This is a genomic window from Rhizobacter sp. P5_A1 (genome assembly GCF_056400745.1).
In genome coordinates, this window is sequence record NZ_JBFUKR010000009.1 from 183,247 (window position 1) to 200,270 (window position 17,024).

General features: G+C 68.0%; 17 protein-coding genes. 11 read left to right on the forward strand and 6 right to left on the reverse strand.

Going from position 1 to position 17,024, the window contains the following annotated elements; all coding sequences use genetic code 11:
* Positions 1-46 precede the first annotated feature (46 nt).
* From AC1DTW_RS12770 to AC1DTW_RS12780, 3 genes are all read right to left on the reverse strand, one after another.
* The gene (locus AC1DTW_RS12770) at positions 47-847 is read right to left on the reverse strand and encodes an ABC transporter ATP-binding protein (protein ID WP_477981513.1); all 801 of its coding nucleotides are present in this window, start codon (positions 845-847) and stop codon (positions 47-49) included.
* A gap of 73 nt (positions 848-920) precedes the next feature.
* Positions 921-1,997: a branched-chain amino acid ABC transporter permease gene (locus AC1DTW_RS12775; protein WP_477981514.1), complete on the reverse strand. Its 1,077-nt coding sequence runs from the start codon at positions 1,995-1,997 to the stop codon at positions 921-923.
* The gene (locus AC1DTW_RS12780; protein ID WP_477981515.1) at positions 1,997-2,872 is read right to left on the reverse strand and encodes a branched-chain amino acid ABC transporter permease; all 876 of its coding nucleotides are present in this window, start codon (positions 2,870-2,872) and stop codon (positions 1,997-1,999) included. The genes AC1DTW_RS12775 and AC1DTW_RS12780 overlap by 1 nt, the downstream gene beginning before the upstream one ends.
* Before the next feature lie 143 nt (positions 2,873-3,015).
* On the opposite strand from AC1DTW_RS12780, the gene AC1DTW_RS12785 reads away from it, so the two are divergent.
* From AC1DTW_RS12785 to trxC, 7 genes are all read left to right on the forward strand, one after another.
* A complete protein-coding gene (locus tag AC1DTW_RS12785; protein ID WP_477981516.1) occupies positions 3,016-3,624 on the forward strand; it encodes a TetR-type transcription factor C-terminal domain-containing protein in 609 nt (202 codons plus the stop codon).
* Positions 3,621-4,403 carry a crotonase/enoyl-CoA hydratase family protein gene (locus tag AC1DTW_RS12790; RefSeq protein ID WP_477981517.1) on the forward strand — a complete coding sequence of 261 codons (783 nt, stop codon included), beginning with the start codon at positions 3,621-3,623 and terminating at the stop codon, positions 4,401-4,403. Before AC1DTW_RS12785 ends, AC1DTW_RS12790 begins: the two co-directional genes overlap by 4 nt.
* An 83-nt stretch (positions 4,404-4,486) precedes the next feature.
* A complete protein-coding gene (locus AC1DTW_RS12795) occupies positions 4,487-5,974 on the forward strand; it encodes an AlkA N-terminal domain-containing protein (protein WP_477981518.1) in 1,488 nt (495 codons plus the stop codon).
* Complete coding sequence (locus AC1DTW_RS12800; RefSeq protein WP_477981519.1) at positions 5,971-6,489, forward strand: methylated-DNA--[protein]-cysteine S-methyltransferase; 519 nt, start codon at positions 5,971-5,973, stop codon at positions 6,487-6,489. The genes AC1DTW_RS12795 and AC1DTW_RS12800 overlap by 4 nt, the downstream gene beginning before the upstream one ends.
* A 26-nt stretch (positions 6,490-6,515) precedes the next feature.
* A complete protein-coding gene (locus AC1DTW_RS12805) occupies positions 6,516-7,421 on the forward strand; it encodes a DMT family transporter (RefSeq protein WP_477981520.1) in 906 nt (301 codons plus the stop codon).
* A 43-nt stretch (positions 7,422-7,464) separates the two neighbouring features.
* A complete protein-coding gene (locus AC1DTW_RS12810; protein ID WP_477981521.1) occupies positions 7,465-9,087 on the forward strand; it encodes an MFS transporter in 1,623 nt (540 codons plus the stop codon).
* A 30-nt stretch (positions 9,088-9,117) separates the two neighbouring features.
* Positions 9,118-9,546: a thioredoxin TrxC gene (gene trxC / locus AC1DTW_RS12815; RefSeq protein WP_477981522.1), complete on the forward strand. Its 429-nt coding sequence runs from the start codon at positions 9,118-9,120 to the stop codon at positions 9,544-9,546.
* A 21-nt stretch (positions 9,547-9,567) separates the two neighbouring features.
* On the opposite strand, the gene AC1DTW_RS12820 is transcribed toward trxC, so the two are convergent.
* The gene (locus AC1DTW_RS12820) at positions 9,568-9,837 is read right to left on the reverse strand and encodes a hypothetical protein (protein ID WP_477981523.1); all 270 of its coding nucleotides are present in this window, start codon (positions 9,835-9,837) and stop codon (positions 9,568-9,570) included.
* A 300-nt stretch (positions 9,838-10,137) separates the two neighbouring features.
* Between AC1DTW_RS12820 and AC1DTW_RS12825 the strand changes: the two genes are divergently transcribed.
* Together AC1DTW_RS12825 and AC1DTW_RS12830 are read left to right on the forward strand one after the other, a co-directional pair.
* The gene (locus AC1DTW_RS12825; RefSeq protein WP_477981524.1) at positions 10,138-10,695 is read left to right on the forward strand and encodes a TetR/AcrR family transcriptional regulator; all 558 of its coding nucleotides are present in this window, start codon (positions 10,138-10,140) and stop codon (positions 10,693-10,695) included.
* Positions 10,696-10,735: 40 nt separating this feature from the next.
* A complete protein-coding gene (locus AC1DTW_RS12830) occupies positions 10,736-11,938 on the forward strand; it encodes an MFS transporter (protein ID WP_477981525.1) in 1,203 nt (400 codons plus the stop codon).
* A 107-nt stretch (positions 11,939-12,045) separates the two neighbouring features.
* Here AC1DTW_RS12830 and AC1DTW_RS12835 read toward each other — a convergent pair whose 3' ends face one another.
* Positions 12,046-13,620: a tannase/feruloyl esterase family alpha/beta hydrolase gene (locus tag AC1DTW_RS12835; RefSeq protein ID WP_477981526.1), complete on the reverse strand. Its 1,575-nt coding sequence runs from the start codon at positions 13,618-13,620 to the stop codon at positions 12,046-12,048.
* 233 nt (positions 13,621-13,853) lie between these two features.
* On the opposite strand from AC1DTW_RS12835, the gene AC1DTW_RS12840 reads away from it, so the two are divergent.
* Positions 13,854-14,597 (forward strand): Crp/Fnr family transcriptional regulator, encoded by a 744-nt coding sequence (locus AC1DTW_RS12840; RefSeq protein ID WP_477981527.1) that lies wholly within the window; start codon positions 13,854-13,856, stop codon positions 14,595-14,597.
* Between the two features lie 45 nt (positions 14,598-14,642).
* Here AC1DTW_RS12840 and AC1DTW_RS12845 read toward each other — a convergent pair whose 3' ends face one another.
* On the reverse strand, positions 14,643-15,140 hold the full coding sequence (locus AC1DTW_RS12845; RefSeq protein WP_477981528.1) for an Lrp/AsnC family transcriptional regulator: 498 nt from the start codon (positions 15,138-15,140) through the stop codon (positions 14,643-14,645).
* A gap of 65 nt (positions 15,141-15,205) precedes the next feature.
* Here AC1DTW_RS12845 and ilvB point away from each other — a divergent pair, with 65 nt between their 5' ends.
* Entirely contained in the window at positions 15,206-16,993 is a 1,788-nt protein-coding gene (gene ilvB, locus AC1DTW_RS12850; RefSeq protein ID WP_477981529.1) for a biosynthetic-type acetolactate synthase large subunit, read from the forward strand.
* The last annotated feature ends 31 nt before the right edge of the window (positions 16,994-17,024 follow it).

Sequence of the window (17,024 nt, forward strand, 5' to 3'; positions counted from 1 at the left end):
GCGCTGCGCGCTGCGGTGCGAGCCCCTTCGGGCGGCCGGGCGGGGCTCATGCCATCACCCTGCGCAGGCTGGCCACGTCGTCGACCGAGCCGAGGTACGCCTCGATCACGCCCGGATGGCGCTGCACCTCGGCCGGCGTGCCGAGCGTGAGCACTTCGCCCTGGTTCATCGCGAGCACGCGGTCCGAGACCTTCGAGACCAGCGCCATGTCGTGCTCGACCATCAGCACCGTGATGCCCAGCTCGCTGCGGATGTCGGCGATCCAGAACGCCATGTCGTCGGTCTCTTCGACATTCAGCCCCGACGAAGGCTCGTCGAGCAGCAGCAGCTTCGGCTCGGTGCACAACGCGCGCGCCAGCTCGACGACCTTGCGCACACCGTAAGGCAGCCCGGCGACGAGCGCCTCGCGGTGGTGCTGCAGGTCGAGCAGGTCGATCACCTGCTCGACCTTCTCGCGCGCCGCGATCTCGGCCGTGCGGGCCTTGCGCGTGAACAGCAGCTCGCTCCACAGATTCGTCTGCCGGTGCGTGTGGCGGCCGATCAGCAGGTTCTGCAGCACGCTTGCGTGTTCGAACAGCTCGATGTTCTGGAACGTGCGCGCGATGCCGAGCCGCGCGATGTCGTGCGGTGCCAGGTCGGCGAGTTGCCGGCCCTCGAACGCGATCGAGCCGGTCGTCGGCGTGTAGATGCGGCTGATCAGGTTGAACACCGTCGTCTTGCCGGCGCCGTTCGGGCCGATCAGCGTGAACACCTCACCGCGGCGCACATCGAAGCTGACCTTGTTGACCGCGAGCACGCCGCCGAAGCGCACGCTGAGGTCTTTCGCAGACAGGAGGATCTCGCTCATCGCACCCTTGCCGGGCCGCCCCAAGAGGGCGCGCGCCCCCTCGCGGGGCAGGAACGAAGTGACGTGGGGGCTGTCATTTCAGCCGATCCGATTTGAGGTAGCTCTTCTGCCGCTGGAACATGCCCTTGCGGTAGAACGGGAAGATCTGCAGGTAGGTGCGCAGCTTCAGCCAGCGGCCGTACAGGCCCTGCGGCTCGAACAGCACGAAGCCGATCAGCACCAGCCCGTAGACGAGGCCTTGCAGGCCCGGCGCCTGGCCGATCGTCGCGGGCAGCCAGTCCTTGGCGAGGCCGATCACCTGCGGCATCGTGATCAGGAAGATCGCGCCGAGGAACGCGCCATGGATCGAGCCAATGCCGCCGATCACGATCATCAGCACCAGATCGATCGACTGCAGGATGTTGAACTGGTCGGGCGAGATGAACTGCAGCTTGTGCGCGTACAGCGCGCCGCCGACGCCGGCGAGCGCCGCCGAGATCGCGAACGACAGCGTCTTGTAGCGCGCGAGGTGGATGCCCATGCTCTGCGCCGAGACCTCGGAGTCGCGGATCGCGACGAACGCGCGGCCGGTCGGCGAGCGCAGCAGGTTCAGCACGCCGAGTGTCGCGAGCACCGTGACGACGAGGCAGGCGAAGTAGAACGAGGTGTCGTTGTCGAGCGTCAGCCCGAACACGTCGGGCGCCTTGAGGTGGATGCCGGCGTTGCCGCCGGTCACGCGCTCCCAGCGCGCGAACACCTCCTCGACGATGAAGCCGAACGCGAGCGTCGCGATCGCGAGATAGATGCCCTTCACGCGCAGCGCCGGCAGCCCGACGACCATGCCGACGGCGGCCGAGATCAGCCCGGCCGTCGCGAGCGCGATCGGGAACGGCACGCCGGCGTTCGTCAGCGCCGCCTGCGTGTAGGCACCGACGCCGAGGAAGGCGGCGTGACCGAGCGAGAACAGGCCGGTGAACCCCGACAGCAGCATCAGGCCGAGGCCGACGACCGCGTAGATCAGCACGAAGGTCAGCTGCGCGAGCCAGTACTCCGAGAAGACCCACGGCGCCGCGAGCATCGCGAGCATCAGTGCCGAGTACCAGAAGACCTGGCCGCCGTGCTTGGCCAGGTTGATGTCTTGCGCGTAGCGGGTCTTGAAGACGAATCGCATCAGACCTTCTTCCGCAGCTTCTCGCCGAACAAGCCGTTCGGCTTGACGACCAGCATGATCAGCACGACGACATACGCGGCGATGTCCTTGAAGCCCTCCGGCAGATAAAAGCCCGACAGCGACTCGACGACGCCGATGACCAACCCGCCGACCAGCGCGCCCGGCAGGCTGCCGAAGCCGCCGACGACCGCGGCCGGCATCGCCTTCAGCCCGATGAAGCCCATGTTCGCGTGCACGAAGGTGATCGGCGCGAGCAGCAGCCCGGCGACCGCGGCGACGGCCGCGGCCAGCCCCCAGACGAGCCCGTTCAGCCGTTTCACCGGGATGCCCATGTAGTACGCGGCGATCTGGTTCTGCGACGCCGCCTGCATCGCGATCCCGACCTTGCTGTAGCGGAAGACGGCGTACAGCGCGGCGCTCAGGACGACGGTCGCCGCGATGATCACCATCTGCTCGACGTTCAGCACCAGCGCGCCGGCGTTCCAGACCTGGTCCTTGTACGGCACCGGCAGCGTGTGGGTCTCGGTGCCCAGGGCCGGCAGCATCGTGATCGCGCCGCGCGCGACATAGCCGATGCCGATCGTCAGCATCACGATCGAGAACGCCGGCTGGCCGAGGATCGGCCGGATCACGAGCCGCTCGAGCCCGATGCCGAACGCGCCCATCGCGAGCACCGCCGCGGCGAATGCGAGCCAGAACGGAAAGCCCAGCGAGCTCATCACGACCAGGCCGATGAACGCGCCCAGCATCATCAGCTCGCCCTGTGCGAAGCTGACGGTCTCGGTGGCCTTGTAGATCAGCACGACGCCGAGCGCGATCAGGCCGTAGATACAGCCCTGCGCGACGCCGCTGATGACGATCTGAAGTGCCTGCAACCGGGATCTCCTGGGCGGGCCTGCTCGCGGTGCCTGGGAGGGCTGCGCGGCGTGCTGCTTCTTGCTATGCTCGGCTTGCCAAGCAAGCAATTGCTTTGTAGCGAACTCGACAGGCGCGCGTCAGCGTACAAACCCGAAACCCCATGCCGGCCAAACCCCGCACCGCGACGACCGAAGCTCCCGACAACCGGCGCGCCGACCTGATCCGGGTCGCCGCCCGGCTGTTCCGCGCGAAGGGCTTCGACGGCACGACGATCCGCGACATCGCGCACGCCGTGGGCATGCGCTCGGGCAGCCCGTTCTATCACTTCGCGAACAAGCACGAGCTGCTGATGGCGGTGATGGAAGAAGGCCTGCGCCTCGGCCTCGAGCGCACGCAGCAGGCGCTCGATCCGGCTCGGCCCGCGGCCGAGCGCTTTCGCCAGCTCGTGCGCACGCACTACGGCATCCTGCACGACACCGGCAGCGACTTCATCCCGGTGATGCTGTACGACTGGCGCTCGCTGCCGGCCCAGTACAAGCGCCGCATCATCGAGCTGAAAGACCGCTACGACGCGATCTGGCAGGGCACGCTCGACGAACTGCACGATCAAGGCCTGCTGCGCGCCGACGCGAAGCTGGCGCGGCTGATGATCCTCGGCGCGATGAACTTCTCGGCGACCTGGTACCGCGCCAAGCCGCGCTCGGCGAAGCGCGTCGATCTCGACGAACTCGCGGCGCAGACGGTCGCACTGGTGCTGCATCCCGTATGACCACTCTCCTCATCGAACGCGCCGGCCCGATCTGGACCGTGACGCTGAACCGCCCCGAGGTTCGCAATGCCGTCGACGGCGCAACGGCACATGCGCTCGCGCAGGCGTTTCGCGCGTTCGATGCCGATGCCGACGCCTGCGTCGCGATCCTGCACGGCGCCGGCGGCCAGTTCTGCGCCGGCGCCGACCTGAAGGCGATCGCGAGCGGCCACGGCGGCAACCCGCTCGAAAGCGATCTGCATGCCGATGGCCCGATGGGCCCGACGCGGCTGCAGTTGAACAAGCCGGTGATCGCCGCCGTCGAGGGCCACGCCGTCGCCGGCGGGCTCGAGCTCGCGCTGTGGTGCGACCTGCGCGTTGCGAGCGCGACGGCCGTGTTCGGCGTCTACTGCCGGCGCTTCGGCGTGCCGCTGATCGATGGTGGCACCGTGCGGCTGCCGCGCCTGATCGGCGAGAGTCGGGCGCTCGACCTGATCCTGACCGGTCGCGCCGTCGCGGCCGACGAGGCGCTCGCGCTGGGCCTGGCGAATCGCATCGTCCCCGCCGGCCAGGCCCTGCCGGCCGCGCTCGAACTCGCGCAGCAGATCGCCGCGTTTCCGCAGCAGTGCCTGCGCAACGACCGCGCGAGCGTGCTGGCCCAACACGGTCTCGCGCTGCGCGACGCACTCGCGCACGAGTTCGCGCTCGGCCTGCGCACGCTGCAGTCGGGCGAGTCGGTCAGCGGCGCGCAACGCTTCGCGGGCGGCATCGGTCGGCACGGAAAGTTCGGCACCGACTGAGCCGGTTTCGGTGGCCGCGCGGGCCACGGGCACATGTCCGAAAACGGCGAGTCGTGGGGCGTCCGCTGACGATAATCGTCCTCATGCAATCCGCAACGCTCCTCGACCACAGCGCCGCCTATCAGGTCATCACGGCCCGCGACGCGCGCTTCGACGGGCGCTTGTTCGTCGGCGTCACATCGACCGGCATCTACTGCCGGCCGATCTGCCGCGTGCGCACGCCCAGCGCGAAGAACTGCCGCTTCTTCGAGACACCGGCGCAGGCCGAGGCGGCCGCGTTCCGCCCCTGCATGAAATGCCGGCCCGAGATCGCCCCCGGCGCCGGCTTGCCATGGACCGTGATGGACGCCTCGCGCACGCTCGCGCGCCAGGCCGCCGATGCGCTCGACACGCAGGCCGCGAGCGGCGAGCCGCCGAACCTCGTGCAGCTCGCCGCGCGGCTCGGCGTCAGCGATCGACACCTGCGTCGCATCTTCCAGACCGAGCACGGCGTGACGCCGCTGCAGTACCTGCAGACGCGCCGCCTGCTGCTGGCCAAGCAGTTGCTGACCGACACGCGCCTGCCGGTCGCGCAGATCGCGCTCGCGAGCGGCTTCAACAGCCTGCGGCGCTTCAACGCGGCGTTCGTCGAGAGCTACCGGATGAATCCGAGCCGGCTGCGTCGCGAGGTCGACGAGGCCGCGTTCGACAGCACGGCGGCGATCACCGTGAAGCTCGGCTACCGCGCGCCGTACGACATCGCGGCGCTGCTGCGCTTTCTCGCGCAGCGCGCGGTGCCCGAGGTCGAGGTCGTCGCCGAGCGGCGCGTGCGGCGCAGCCTGCGCGCAGGCACCGTCGCCGAGGTTGCCGGCTGGGTCGAGGCCGAGTTCTCGGCGACCGCGCCGATCGTGCTGCTGCGCTTCGCGCCGGAGCTGGCCGCGGCAAGCGGCCGCGTCGTCGCCGCGGTGCGACGCTGGCTCGATCTGGATGCCGACCCGCAGGCGATCGACGCCGCGCTCGCCGGGCTGCCCGGTGCGCCCGGGCTGCGGCTGCCGGCCAGCCTCGATGCGTTCGAGGTCGCGGTGCGCGCCGTGCTCGGCCAGCAGGTCACGGTGGCCGCGGCGCGCACGCTCGCGCGGCGCCTTGTCGAGCGTTTCGGCGAACCGCTCACGACACCGTGGAACGATGTGAGCCGGGCCTTCCCGTCGCCGACGGCGCTCGCGGCGGCGGCCGTCGAGCAGATCGCCGAGCTCGGCATCATCCGCACCCGCGCCGGCGCGATCCAGGCGCTCGCACGGGCCTGGCCCGAGATCGCGGAGCTGCTCGCGCCACGGGCCCGCGCCGAGCCGCTGATCGAGCGCCTGTGCGCGCTCCCCGGCATCGGCCCGTGGACGGCGCACTACATCGCGATGCGGGCCCTCGGCTGGCCCGATGCGTTTCCGCCGAACGACGTGGCGGTGCTGAAGGCCGTCAGGCAATTGTTCGAAACGAACACGCAGCGCGAGGCCGAAGTGCACGCGCAAGCCTGGCAGCCGTGGCGCGCCTATGCGGTGCTGCGGCTCTGGAACTCCTTGGAGAAAGCGACACCATGAACACGACCACCGATTCGATCCACGCCGCCTGCACGGCGCAGACGACGATCGCGACGCCGCTGGGCAAACTGCTGCTCGCGCGCACCGCACGCGGCCTCGCCGGCGTGTGGTTCGAGGGGCAGAAGCACCACCCCGAGCCGCTGACGGCGTTGCGCCGGCCCGACGATGCGCTGCTGCGGCGCGCGGCCGACCAGCTGCACGCCTACTTCGCCGGCGAGCGCGACGATTTCGACCTGCCGCTCGACCTGCACGGCACGGCGTTCCAGCGCGCCGTGTGGCAGGCGCTGCGCGCGATTCCCGCCGGCCGCACGCGCAGCTACGGCGAGATCGCCCGCGCGCTCGGCTCTGCCACGGCGGTGCGCGCGGTCGGCGGCGCCGTCGGCCGCAACCCGCTCTCGGTGATCGTGCCCTGCCACCGCGTCGTCGGCACCGACGGCTCGCTGACCGGCTATGCCGGCGGCGTCGACCGCAAGCGCGCGCTGCTCGAACTCGAGCATGCGCTGGCTGCGGCCTGAACGCTCTCGCTCGAAGGATCTGCGTCTTGAAGAATTCCGACATCACCGAACTGTTCGCACTCGCCGCGATCTGGGGCGCCGCTTTCCTGTTCATCCGCATCGGCGCACCGGAGTTCGGCGCCATCCCGCTCGCCGGGCTGCGCGTCATCGGCGCGGCCTTGGTGCTGATGCCGCTGCTGGTCATGCGCGGCGAGGTTCGCGCCCTTCTCGCGCACTGGAAGGCGATATTGCTGGTCGGCGTCACCAACTCCGCGTTGCCCTTCATGTGCTTCAGCTACGCGGCGCTGACGATCACCGCCGGCTTGAGCGCGATCTTCAACGCGGCTTCACCGCTGTTCGGCGCCGCGATCGCCTGGCTCTGGCTGCGCGACACGCTGACGCGCTCACGCATGCTGGGCCTGGTGATCGGCTTTGCGGGGGTCGCCGGCCTGGCCTACAGTCGAGCCTCGCTGAAGGCAGGCGCCGATGAAACGAGTGCGATGCTTGCCGTGCTGGCATGCGTGGTCGCCGCCGTCTCGTACGGCTTCTCGGCGAACTTCACGAAGCGCTATCTCACGGGGGTGCCGCCGATGGCCGTGGCCGCCGGCAGCCAGCTCGGCGCTGCGCTCGTGCTGATCGTGCCGACCATCGCGTTGTGGCCAGGCACCGTGCCGGGGCCCGCCGCGTGGACGAACCTCGCGTTGCTCGCGGTCGTGTGCACGGGAGTCGCCTACATCCTGTACTTCCGCCTGATCGCGCACGTCGGCCCCGCGAACGCGATCACCGTGACCTTCCTGATCCCGGCGTTTGCAGTCGCCTGGGGCGCCATCTTTCTCGGTGAAAGGCCGACGCTGGAGATGGCGGTCGGCTGCGCCGTGATCCTGCTCGGCACTTCGCTCGCGACGGGGTTCCTGCCGCGGCCTCGACGGGTGCGAACCACGAGTCCCGGCTAGACTGCCGACGCTGCGCGGCATCACGGGCGCGCACGCCATCCTGATGAGCCAGATCGGCAAGCCAGCCTGCGACGAAGCCGCGATCCTGCATGGTCCGAAGGCAGCACCCTGCCCGGCTGCGGCACGACGCTGGACCCTGCTCGCGGCGATCCTCGGCTCGAGCATGGCCTTCATCGACGGCACGGTCGCGAACGTCGCGCTGCCGGCGCTGCAGCGCGCGCTGGATGCGAGCGCGTTCGAAGCGCAGTGGGTGATCGAGTCGTACGCACTCTTCCTGGCCTCGCTGCTGCTGGTCGGCGGCGCGCTCGGTGATCGGTTCGGGCGGCGGCGCGTGTTCATGATCGGGGTCGGGCTCTTCACCGCCGCGTCGGCCGGCTGCGGACTCTCGACCACGGTCGGCCAGCTGATCGTCGCGCGCTCGGTGCAGGGCGTCGGTGCGGCGCTGCTGGTGCCGGGCAGCCTGGCGCTGATCAGCGCCACGTTCGAGCAGTCGCAGCGCGGCCGCGCGATCGGCACCTGGTCGGCGTTCAGCGGCATCACGGCGGCCGTCGGGCCGGTGATCGGCGGCTACCTCGTCGACCACTTCTCGTGGACCTGGGCCTTCCTGGTCAACGCGCCGATCGGCGTCGTGCTGATGATCGTCTGCGCGGCCAAGGTGCCGGAAAGCCGCGGCGAAGCCTCGAAGGCGCGTGTCGATGTGGGGGGCGCGGTGTTCGCGACGCTCGGCCTGGCCGGGCTCGTGTTCGCGTTCATCGAGGCGCCGAACCGCGGCTGGGGTTCGGCGCCGGTGCTCGGTGCGGCGGTCACTGGCTTGGTCGGCATCGCCTTGTTCGTCGGGGTCGAGGCCACCGGTCGTGCGCCGATGTTGCCGCTCAAGCTGCTGCGTGTGCGCAGCTTTGCCGGCGCCAACGCGCTGACCTTGCTCCTCTATGCGGCGCTCGGTGGCGGGCTCTACTTCTTCCCGCTGAACCTGATCCAGGTCCAGGGCTTCGGCGCGACCGGCGCCGGCGCCGCGATGCTGCCGTTCATCGCCATCATGTTCGCGTTGTCGCGCTGGGCCGGGCAGCTGGTCGACCGGTTCGGCGCCAGGCCGCCGCTGGTCGCGGGGCCGATCGTCGCCGCACTCGGGTTCGCGATGTTCGCGCTGCCCGGCACCGGCGCGAACTACTGGGTGGGCTTCTTCCCGGCCGTTTGCGTGCTCGGCCTGGGCATGAGCATCACCGTCGCGCCGTTGACGACGACCGTGATGAACTCGGTCGGCGCCGGGTTGGCCGGCCTCGCATCGGGCGTGAACAACGCTGTGTCGCGCACGGCCGCGCTGCTCGCGATCGCGGCCTTCGGCCTGGTGATGGCGTGGGCATTCGACGCCGCGCTCGGCGCCCGGCTCGCGCCATTGCAGCTGCCGCCCGAGGCCTTGCAGGGGCTCGCCGCGCAGCGCCACAAGCTGGCGGCGATCGTCCCGCCCGGCGGGGTCGACGCGGCCACCGCGTCGGCGCTGAAGCAGGCCGTCGGCGAATCGTTCGTCGCAGGCTTCCGCTGGATCATGCTGCTGTGTGCAGCGCTCGCGGTGCTGAGCGCGTTGAGCGCCTGGCTGCTGATCGGGCCTTCGGGCTCGATCGCCGGCGAGCCGCCACCTGAACCTGACCCGCAGCCGCGAAGCCCTTGAGTTCGGGCCGCGCGAACCCAGCTTGGCTGGATGAATACGAACAGCGTCAAGGTCAGCTGCGTCCACTGCCAGGCCGTCAATCGCGTGCCGGCGGCGCGACTCGACGACGACCCGGTCTGCGGCCGGTGCGGCAAGGCCCTGCTCGAGGGACGGCCGGTCGAATTGACCGACGCGAATTTCGATGCCGTGACGGCCCGCACCGAGTTGCCGGTGCTCGTCGACTTCTGGGCGCCGTGGTGCGGCCCCTGCGTCGGCATGGCACCCCAGTTCGATCGCGCCGCGCGGCAGCTGAAGGGCAAGGTGCTCTTCGCGAAGGTCAACAGCGACGAGAACCCGCTGACGGCGCGGCGATTCGCGATCCGCAGCATCCCGACGCTGGTGCGCCTCGAGTCGGGCCGTGAACTGGCGCGCCAGTCGGGTGCCCTGCAGGCCGGACAGATCGTGTCGTTCGCGGGGTGACCGCGGCGCGACTGAAGCGGGCTACGGGTCCTTGCGAACCGTCGGCAGCTGCATCGGGAAGAGTTCGTCGAGCAGATCGCCGGGGATCGTGTCGTCCTCGGTGATGTCAGTGCCGTGCAAGAGGTCGAACGACGAGATCACCCAGCCGCCGGAGCTGACTTCGGGAAGATTGGGCGGCAGCGTTTGATCGTCGACGTGCGCCGCCGGATCGACCCATTCGCCCATCGGGGCACGCTCGCTGATGCGCCAGACCAGCCTTCCCTTCGTACCCTGCTGTTTCATCGTCGCCATGGGGAACCTCCCTGAAGCTCATGACGTGCGTCGTCGCCAGTGAAGGGTACTCCGACGCGGCGCGCAAATCTACCAGCATGGAAATCACGCCGGCCGCGCCCTCCCTGCCTCATATCAGGCGCCGAAAGCGTGATGCCGCCGCGGGTGAAGCCGGCGTTGGAGGCGTTGGCCGCCTTGCAGCATCGAGGTTGAGCGCCGGCGGTTGACTTTGGAAATGATCGCTTCCAAAATCAACGGATGCCGAAAGATTCCGTGTCCTCGACCGCCGTCCCGGCCAGAGGTCGACCTCGCGAGTTCGACATGGACGACGTGCTCGACAAGGCCGTACGAGTCTTTTGCGAGCGGGGCTATCACGCCACCTCGATTGGCGATCTGACGGGTGCGATGGAACTCGCCTCGGGCAGTGTCTACAAGGCGTTCAAAGACAAGCGGAGTGTCTTTCTGGCGGCGCTTGAGCGTTACAAGACCGTACGTGACGCCAAGCTTCGTGAAGTGGTCGGTGCGGCCAAGACCGGCAGGGACGGGGTGAGCAAGGCGCTGACCTTCTATGCCGAGTCGTCGCATGGCGCAAGCGGGCGTCTGGGCTGCCTTGTGGTCGGAAGCGCAGCGGAACTGGCCACGTTCGACGACGAGGTTGCACAGTGGGTCAAATCGGCGCTTGCTCGAAACGAGGCGTTCATTGGCAAGCTGATCCGGCAGGGCCAGGCGGACGGCTCGATCCCGGCACATGTCGACAGCGCCGCAACGGCTCGGCTGATGCTCTGCCTGGTTCAGGGCATGCGCCTGGTCGGCAAGACGGGGCGGACTCGCAAGGAGATGGCGGTCGTCGTCGATGTCGCAATGAAGACGCTGGCTTGATTCTCTTTTTGGCAATTCAGGACCCATCGAAAGGCTGCGAATGACCACCACCACGCTCGCCGCGAAGATGCCGCCGGAGCCAGTCGTCTCGATCCGGATGACGCTCTTGCTGGCCTTCGCCTGCGGGCTCATCGCCGCCAACCTCTACTACGCGCAACCGCTGGCCGGACCCATCGGTGCGGCTCTCGGGCTGTCGCCGGGCGCGACGGGGCTGATCGTCACCTTGACCCAGATTGGCTACGGCATGGGCCTCTTGTTCGTTGTGCCGCTCGGCGATCTGGTCGAGACGCGGCGCCTCGTGCTGACGCTGATCGGCCTCGCTCTCGTGGCGCTGCTGGGAGCGGCGATGTCGACGCATCCGCTGCCGTTCCTCGCATCGACGCTTTGCATCGGAGTCGCCTCTGTCGCCGTGCAGGTGCTGGTGCCGTATGCCGCACACCTGGCGCCAGAGGCGACACGCGGCCGAGCGGTTGGCAATGTCATGAGCGGCTTGATGCTCGGCATCATGTTGGCACGCCCCGTCTCCAGCTTCATCGCCCAGATCGCGTCGTGGCACGCCGTGTTCTTCATGTCGTCGGGTGCGATGGGCCTGCTGGCCTGGATGCTCAGCCGGACCTTGCCGCCGCGCCAACCTGCATCGACGCTGTCTTATCGGAAGCTGCTGGCCTCGATGGCACATCTGGCGCGAACGACCCCGGTGCTGCGGCGTCGCGCGCTGTATCAGGCATGCCTGTTTGCGGCTTTCAGCCTGTTCTGGACCACTGCGCCGCTGCTGCTGGCCGGGCCTGAGTTTCGGCTCTCTCAGGGGGGTATCGCGCTATTCGCTCTGGCGGGGGTTGCCGGCGCGATCGCATCGCCGATCGCCGGCCGTCTCGCGGACAGCGGCTGGGCAAGAGCGGCGACCGCGTTCGCCATGCTCGCCGTGGCGGGCGCCTTCCTGTTGACCCACGTCGGCGCCTACGGCTCACCGCTGTCCCTCGGCTTGCTGGTCGTGGCCGGCATCGTGCTGGACTTCGGCGTCACCACGAATCTGGTCATCGGGCAACGCGCCATCTTCGTGCTGGGAGCCGAGTATCGAAGCCGACTCAACGGTCTCTACATGGCGACCTTCTTCGCCGGCGGCGCGATCGGCTCGGCACTCGGCGGCTTGGCTTTCGCCCACGGAGGATGGCCTCTCGCGTCCTGGCTGGGCTTTGCCTTGCCCGTCGCGGCTCTGCTCTACTTCGCGACCGAGAGGCGGTAGGCTTCATCGCGCTCACCTCTTCGATCGGCCATCAGCCGCGAACGCTACGCAACTGCCACTCGGGCACAGTCCTTTCGGACGGTGCGTAGTTCCGCTGCTGTGCCTCGTCAGGGCGCCGTGCAGGTGTAGCTCGTCGCCAACTTGGCGGCCGCAGCGTCATTGGCCGGCCCCGTATACCGCGGGTACTGAGGGTGCTGGCACAACGGCCGAGCAAAGGTCAACGCGCCTGAGGCATCACGCTTTTCCGCAGTCAGATTGGCAGGCGCAGTGCCCTTCGTCACCCATTGATCCAGCGCGGTCAGCAAGTCCGCGCTGTCCGCTCCGGGGCCACCGGCGCAGTGGTCAACGCCGGGTGCGACGTAGAAGCGGGTGGATGCGTCGGCGTTCGTCGCGCCGACGGCGTTGCGCATGTTGGCGACGTACTCGGCGGTCGAGTTCACACTGAGCGCCCCATCATTGCCGCCGTGCCACAGGATCAGCTTGCCGCCGCTGTTGATGAACGGACGAATATCGGTTTGCGTCGCGTCATTGAGCGCCGCCATCGCATAGAGCGCATTCTGGTTCTGGTCCCACGGCGCGTAGGTCAGCGAATTCGCCGCCGGATCGCGCGCGAGGTAGTTCTTGACCGTGGTGTCCTGGAACAGGAACTGCAAGGCGCCGGTGACATTGCCGCCGCCGGTCTCCCAGGCTCCCCAGGCGCCCGGATCGTCCTCATTGCCGGTCAGGTTCCAGCCCGCGTTGCGGAAGGTGCCACTGCCGGTGAACACGGCGTCGGTCGTCCACGACGTGACCACCGCCAGCTGCGCATCCGAAAGGCAGGTGTCACCGGTATCGGCGCCGCCGGCACAACGCAGCGCGGCGACGTTGACGAGCGCCGGCGTGCACGCCGCAGGGTTCGAGACGACGCCGTCATTGAGGCCGTCCAGCGCGTCACAGGCGTCGCGCACGTGCTTCGCCAGCAGCGCCGTCTTCGCCGTGCTGAACGCGCCTCCGGGCGCCGCGAGCGCCTTGGCCGTGCGATTGAATGCGCCCATGAATCCCACCCAGTTGTAGGCGGGGGCGCGCGCAATGACACCATCGAACAGGTTCGGGTTGCGCTGCACAGCCATCAGCGCCTCGCGCCCGCCGTTGGAGCAACCTTCGAAATACGACTTGGACGGCGGCAGACCGTAGGCCGCAGTCACCGTCTCGAGCGCGGTCGACATCACCGTCGGCACCGAGAGGCTGCCGAAGAGCTGGGCCGCGAAGGTGTCGGTCAATGCGAAGCTCGCAGACAGCGCACTGCCCTGGTGACCCGAATCGCTGGCGACCATGGCGTAGCCCTGTGTGAGCGCCGGCAGGGACAAGGCGGGGATCGACCCGTCATAACCGCCACCACCGCCGTAGTAGAGCTTGCCGTTCCAGGCATCCGGCAGCCGCATCTCGAAGTTCAACGCAGGTGCGATGGTGCCATTGACCTTGCAGTAGGTCGGTACGGCCCCACTCGCCGGCACCGCAACAGCCGCCAGCGTCGCGCCCGCGATGGTCTTTCCGGACAGCGCAGTGCAGGCCTGCTGTGCAGTCACGACTGGTGCCGTTTCGTCGTCCCCCGAGGCACATGCGGACAGCAGCAGCGAGCACAGGGCCGATACGACGAGGGGCGCGGAATGGGTCGGGCGTGACTTGCAATTTCCAGCATTCATGTCTCTGATCCTTCGTTGTTTTCGGCCTTGCCATCGCCGCGAGCTGATTCTGAAATTCGCGCTTCCAAATGACTGTCCGTCGATGTACATTCCCGCGCCTTTCGGCTAGGGGAAGACCCGATGACCAGCGCCAAAGACAACTCGCGGCCAACGAACTGGATTGCCCCGATTGCGAAGCCTCGCTGTGCGGATACCGTTGGCGCTTACGTCAGTTGAGTTCTTGCGAGAAAACCATGCCTCCCTCTTCCCTCGAAATGCGCGATCACCTACGGGAAGCCCCCTGGGCTAAACACCTGACCGCCGAGCAGCTGGTGCGCGTCGAGGGAGAGACTCATGTGGCGAAGTACGCAGCGGGGGCCGTCGTCTGTCAGGAGGGCGTGCCGGCCCAGCATTGGATTGGCGTCTTGGACGGCATGGTGAAGGTCGACACCGTGTCACCGGACGGCCGGAGCACCACGTTCATTGGCGTTTCCTCCGGTGGATGGCTGGGGGAGGGGTCGCTGCTCAAGCGCGAGCTCAGGCCCTACGAGGTGATCACGTTGCGCGACAGCTGGATCGCGCTGATGCCAATGAAGACGTTTGACTGGCTCTTTGAAACCAGCTTGGCGTTCAATCACTTTCTCGTGCGCCAGTTGAACGCTCGACTTGGCCAGTTCGTCGCTGTCGTGGAGAGTTGTCGCATGCAGTCAACGACGGCCCAGGTCGCAGTGTGCGTGGCGGAGCTGTTCAACCCGACGCTCTGCTCGGCCAGGTCCGACGCTTTGCGCCTCTCGCAAGAGGAGATCGCGCGCCTTTGCGGCCTGTCTCGTCAAATCGCGAACCGTGCTCTGCACGAACTACAGGCAGCCGGCTTCGTGCGAATGCAGTACGGCACCATCCATGTATTGGATGTCGAGGGCCTGAATGCTTTTGGGAGGGGCGTCGAGCTGGGACATGACGCCCTGCGGCCCGCGGCCGCCGTCACCCGCTCGCACTGAGAGTCTGCTGACCGGCCTCTTTGCCGGCGATCGGAGACTGACCGATCACCCCACCAGCGGAACACTGGCCTCCTTGAGCACGCGCAAGACAAAGTGCGACGTGCTGTGCCGGATGCCCGGGATCTTGTACAACTTCTCGCGCAGCATCCGCTCGTAGTCGCGTGTGTCGCGCACCGCGATGCGGATGTAGTAGTCGTATTCGCCCGACACCAGATAGGCCTCCTGGATCTCCGGGATGGTCGCGAGCACACGGCCGAACTCCGAGAGCGTTTCGTCGTTGTGACTCTCCAAGGTGAGCTGCACGATGACCGAGTCGCGGTATCCGAGCGTCGCGGGGTCGACGTCGATGGTGTAACGCCGGATAACTCCCTCCTCTTGCAACCGCTTGATGCGGCTCCAGCAGCTGGTCGCCGACAGACCGACCTCCGCACCGATCTCTTGCAGGGAGCGCCGCGAGTCTTGCAGCAGGATGCGAAGAATCGCGAGATCGATCCGATCGAATGATTCTTCGGCAGAATCATTCTTCTTCCGATTGCCCTTCATGATTTATCCGCTTTCAGTCGAATTTTCGAAGCACATTTCGCCGTTCAGCCGGAAGAATAGCGCACATGGAAACGATCGATGCTGTTCTCGAGACCCACATCCCGCAACGCGTGGCGACCGTCCCCGACATCGCCAGGAGCAACGGTGCGCAAGCCCTGCTCGAGACCTTGATCGCCTGCGGCGTCGACACGCTGTTCGGCTACCCGGGCGGTGCGGCGCTGCCGCTCTACGACGCGTTGCACGGCGAGCCGCGTCTGCGACACGTGCTGGTCCGCCACGAACAGGCGGCCGTTCACGCGGCCGAGGGCTATGCGCGCAGCACGGGCCGCGTGGGGGTCGTGCTGGTCACATCCGGACCCGGCGTTGGCAACACGATCACTGGCCTGCTCGATGCCATGAGCGACTCAATTCCCGTGCTGTGCATCAGCGGCCAGGTGGCGACCGCCGTGATCGGAACCAACGCGTTCCAGGAAAGCGACGCGCTGGGCATGTCGCGTCCGGTGACCAAATGGAATCATCAAGCGCGAAGCGCGGACGAGATCCCTGGCGCGGTGCGCAAGGCCCTCGCCGTCGCGGCGACCGGCCGGCCGGGCCCTGTCTTGCTCGATGTGCCAAAGGATGTCCAGCTTGCGCTGCTGACAGGTCGCATCGAACCGGCTCGAACCCTCAGGCGCCCTGTGGCCTCCGTCTCGGCGCCGCCGCGCAGCTCCCTGGATCGCGCGGCCGCACTGCTGTCCACGGCCCGCCGTCCCGTCCTCTATGGCGGCGGCGGCCTCGTGAACTCGGGCCCGCGCGCCTGCGAAGCCTTCACCCACCTGGCACGACGTCTGAACCTGCCCTGCACGCTGACGCTGATGGGCCTGGGTGCCTTTCCCGCGTCGGATGCGCGCTTCGTGGGCATGCTGGGCATGCATGGCACGCTCGAGGCCAACCTCGCGATGCACCATGCGGACCTGGTCGTGTGCATCGGTGCCCGCTTCGATGACCGCGTCACCGGCAAGCTCGACGAGTTCTGCCCGCACGCGCGCAAGATTCACGTCGACATCGATCCGACCAGCATCAACCAGACCGTGAGGGTCGACGTGCCGATCGTCGGCGACTGCGCGACGGTCGTGAATGCGCTGCTGCGCAACCCACAGCTTGCCGATCTCGACGAACGGCGGCTCGACGCCTGGTGGAGCCGCATCGACGGCTGGCGAGCCCAGCGCAGCCTGCACTTCGAGCCTCGCGCCGACGTGATCCTGCCGCAGGCGTTGATGCGTTCCCTTCAATCGGCGCTGGACGGGCGGGATGCGATTATCTCCACCGACGTCGGGCAACACCAGATGTGGGCCGCGCAGCACCTGCGCTTCGAACGCCCGCGACGATGGTTGACCTCGGGCGGTGCGGGCACGATGGGCTACGGCCTGCCGGCTGCGATCGGCGCGCAGATCGCCCAGCCCGACGCGCTGACGGTCTGCGTGAGCGGCGACGCCTCCATCCTGATGAACATCCAGGAACTTTCGACGGCCGTGCAGCACCGCGCGCCGGTCAAGGTCGTGCTCTGCAACAACGGCTGCATGGGCATGGTCCGGCAATGGCAGCAACTCAATCACGGCAACCGCCTGAGTCACAGTTGGAACGAAGCGCTTCCCGATTTCGTCGCGCTGGCCAAGGCGTTCGGTTGGGGCGCGCGGCGCGTGGCCGATCCGGCGGCGCTGCCTGACGCGCTGTCCGAATGCCTTGAGTCGTCAGGCCCCTTCTTCCTCGACGTGCAGGTCGCCGCGCAGGAGAACTGCTTCCCGATGATTCCCGCCGGCCAGGGTCACCACCGGGTGATGCTCGGCAACGATCGGTGGTACCGAGAGGACTGACGCTCGAAGGCATAGCTCCTTCGCGTCAATG

Excerpts from the sequence above, each read along its gene's own strand:
- AC1DTW_RS12770 (WP_477981513.1), bottom strand. The coding sequence starts at position 847 with ATGAGCGAGATCCTCCTGTCTGCGAAAGACCTCAGCGTGCGCTTCGGC.
- AC1DTW_RS12775 (WP_477981514.1), bottom strand. The coding sequence starts at position 1,997 with ATGCGATTCGTCTTCAAGACCCGCTACGCGCAAGACATCAACCTGGCC.
- AC1DTW_RS12785 (WP_477981516.1), top strand. The coding sequence starts at position 3,016 with ATGCCGGCCAAACCCCGCACCGCGACGACCGAAGCTCCCGACAACCGG.
- AC1DTW_RS12790 (WP_477981517.1), top strand. The coding sequence starts at position 3,621 with ATGACCACTCTCCTCATCGAACGCGCCGGCCCGATCTGGACCGTGACG.
- AC1DTW_RS12795 (WP_477981518.1), top strand. The coding sequence starts at position 4,487 with ATGCAATCCGCAACGCTCCTCGACCACAGCGCCGCCTATCAGGTCATC.
- AC1DTW_RS12800 (WP_477981519.1), top strand. The coding sequence starts at position 5,971 with ATGAACACGACCACCGATTCGATCCACGCCGCCTGCACGGCGCAGACG.
- AC1DTW_RS12810 (WP_477981521.1), top strand. The coding sequence starts at position 7,465 with ATGAGCCAGATCGGCAAGCCAGCCTGCGACGAAGCCGCGATCCTGCAT.
- trxC (WP_477981522.1), top strand. The coding sequence starts at position 9,118 with ATGAATACGAACAGCGTCAAGGTCAGCTGCGTCCACTGCCAGGCCGTC.
- AC1DTW_RS12820 (WP_477981523.1), bottom strand. The coding sequence starts at position 9,837 with ATGGCGACGATGAAACAGCAGGGTACGAAGGGAAGGCTGGTCTGGCGC.
- AC1DTW_RS12825 (WP_477981524.1), top strand. The coding sequence starts at position 10,138 with ATGGACGACGTGCTCGACAAGGCCGTACGAGTCTTTTGCGAGCGGGGC.
- AC1DTW_RS12830 (WP_477981525.1), top strand. The coding sequence starts at position 10,736 with ATGACCACCACCACGCTCGCCGCGAAGATGCCGCCGGAGCCAGTCGTC.
- AC1DTW_RS12835 (WP_477981526.1), bottom strand. The coding sequence starts at position 13,620 with ATGAATGCTGGAAATTGCAAGTCACGCCCGACCCATTCCGCGCCCCTC.
- AC1DTW_RS12840 (WP_477981527.1), top strand. The coding sequence starts at position 13,854 with ATGCCTCCCTCTTCCCTCGAAATGCGCGATCACCTACGGGAAGCCCCC.
- AC1DTW_RS12845 (WP_477981528.1), bottom strand. The coding sequence starts at position 15,140 with ATGAAGGGCAATCGGAAGAAGAATGATTCTGCCGAAGAATCATTCGAT.
- ilvB (WP_477981529.1), top strand. The coding sequence starts at position 15,206 with ATGGAAACGATCGATGCTGTTCTCGAGACCCACATCCCGCAACGCGTG.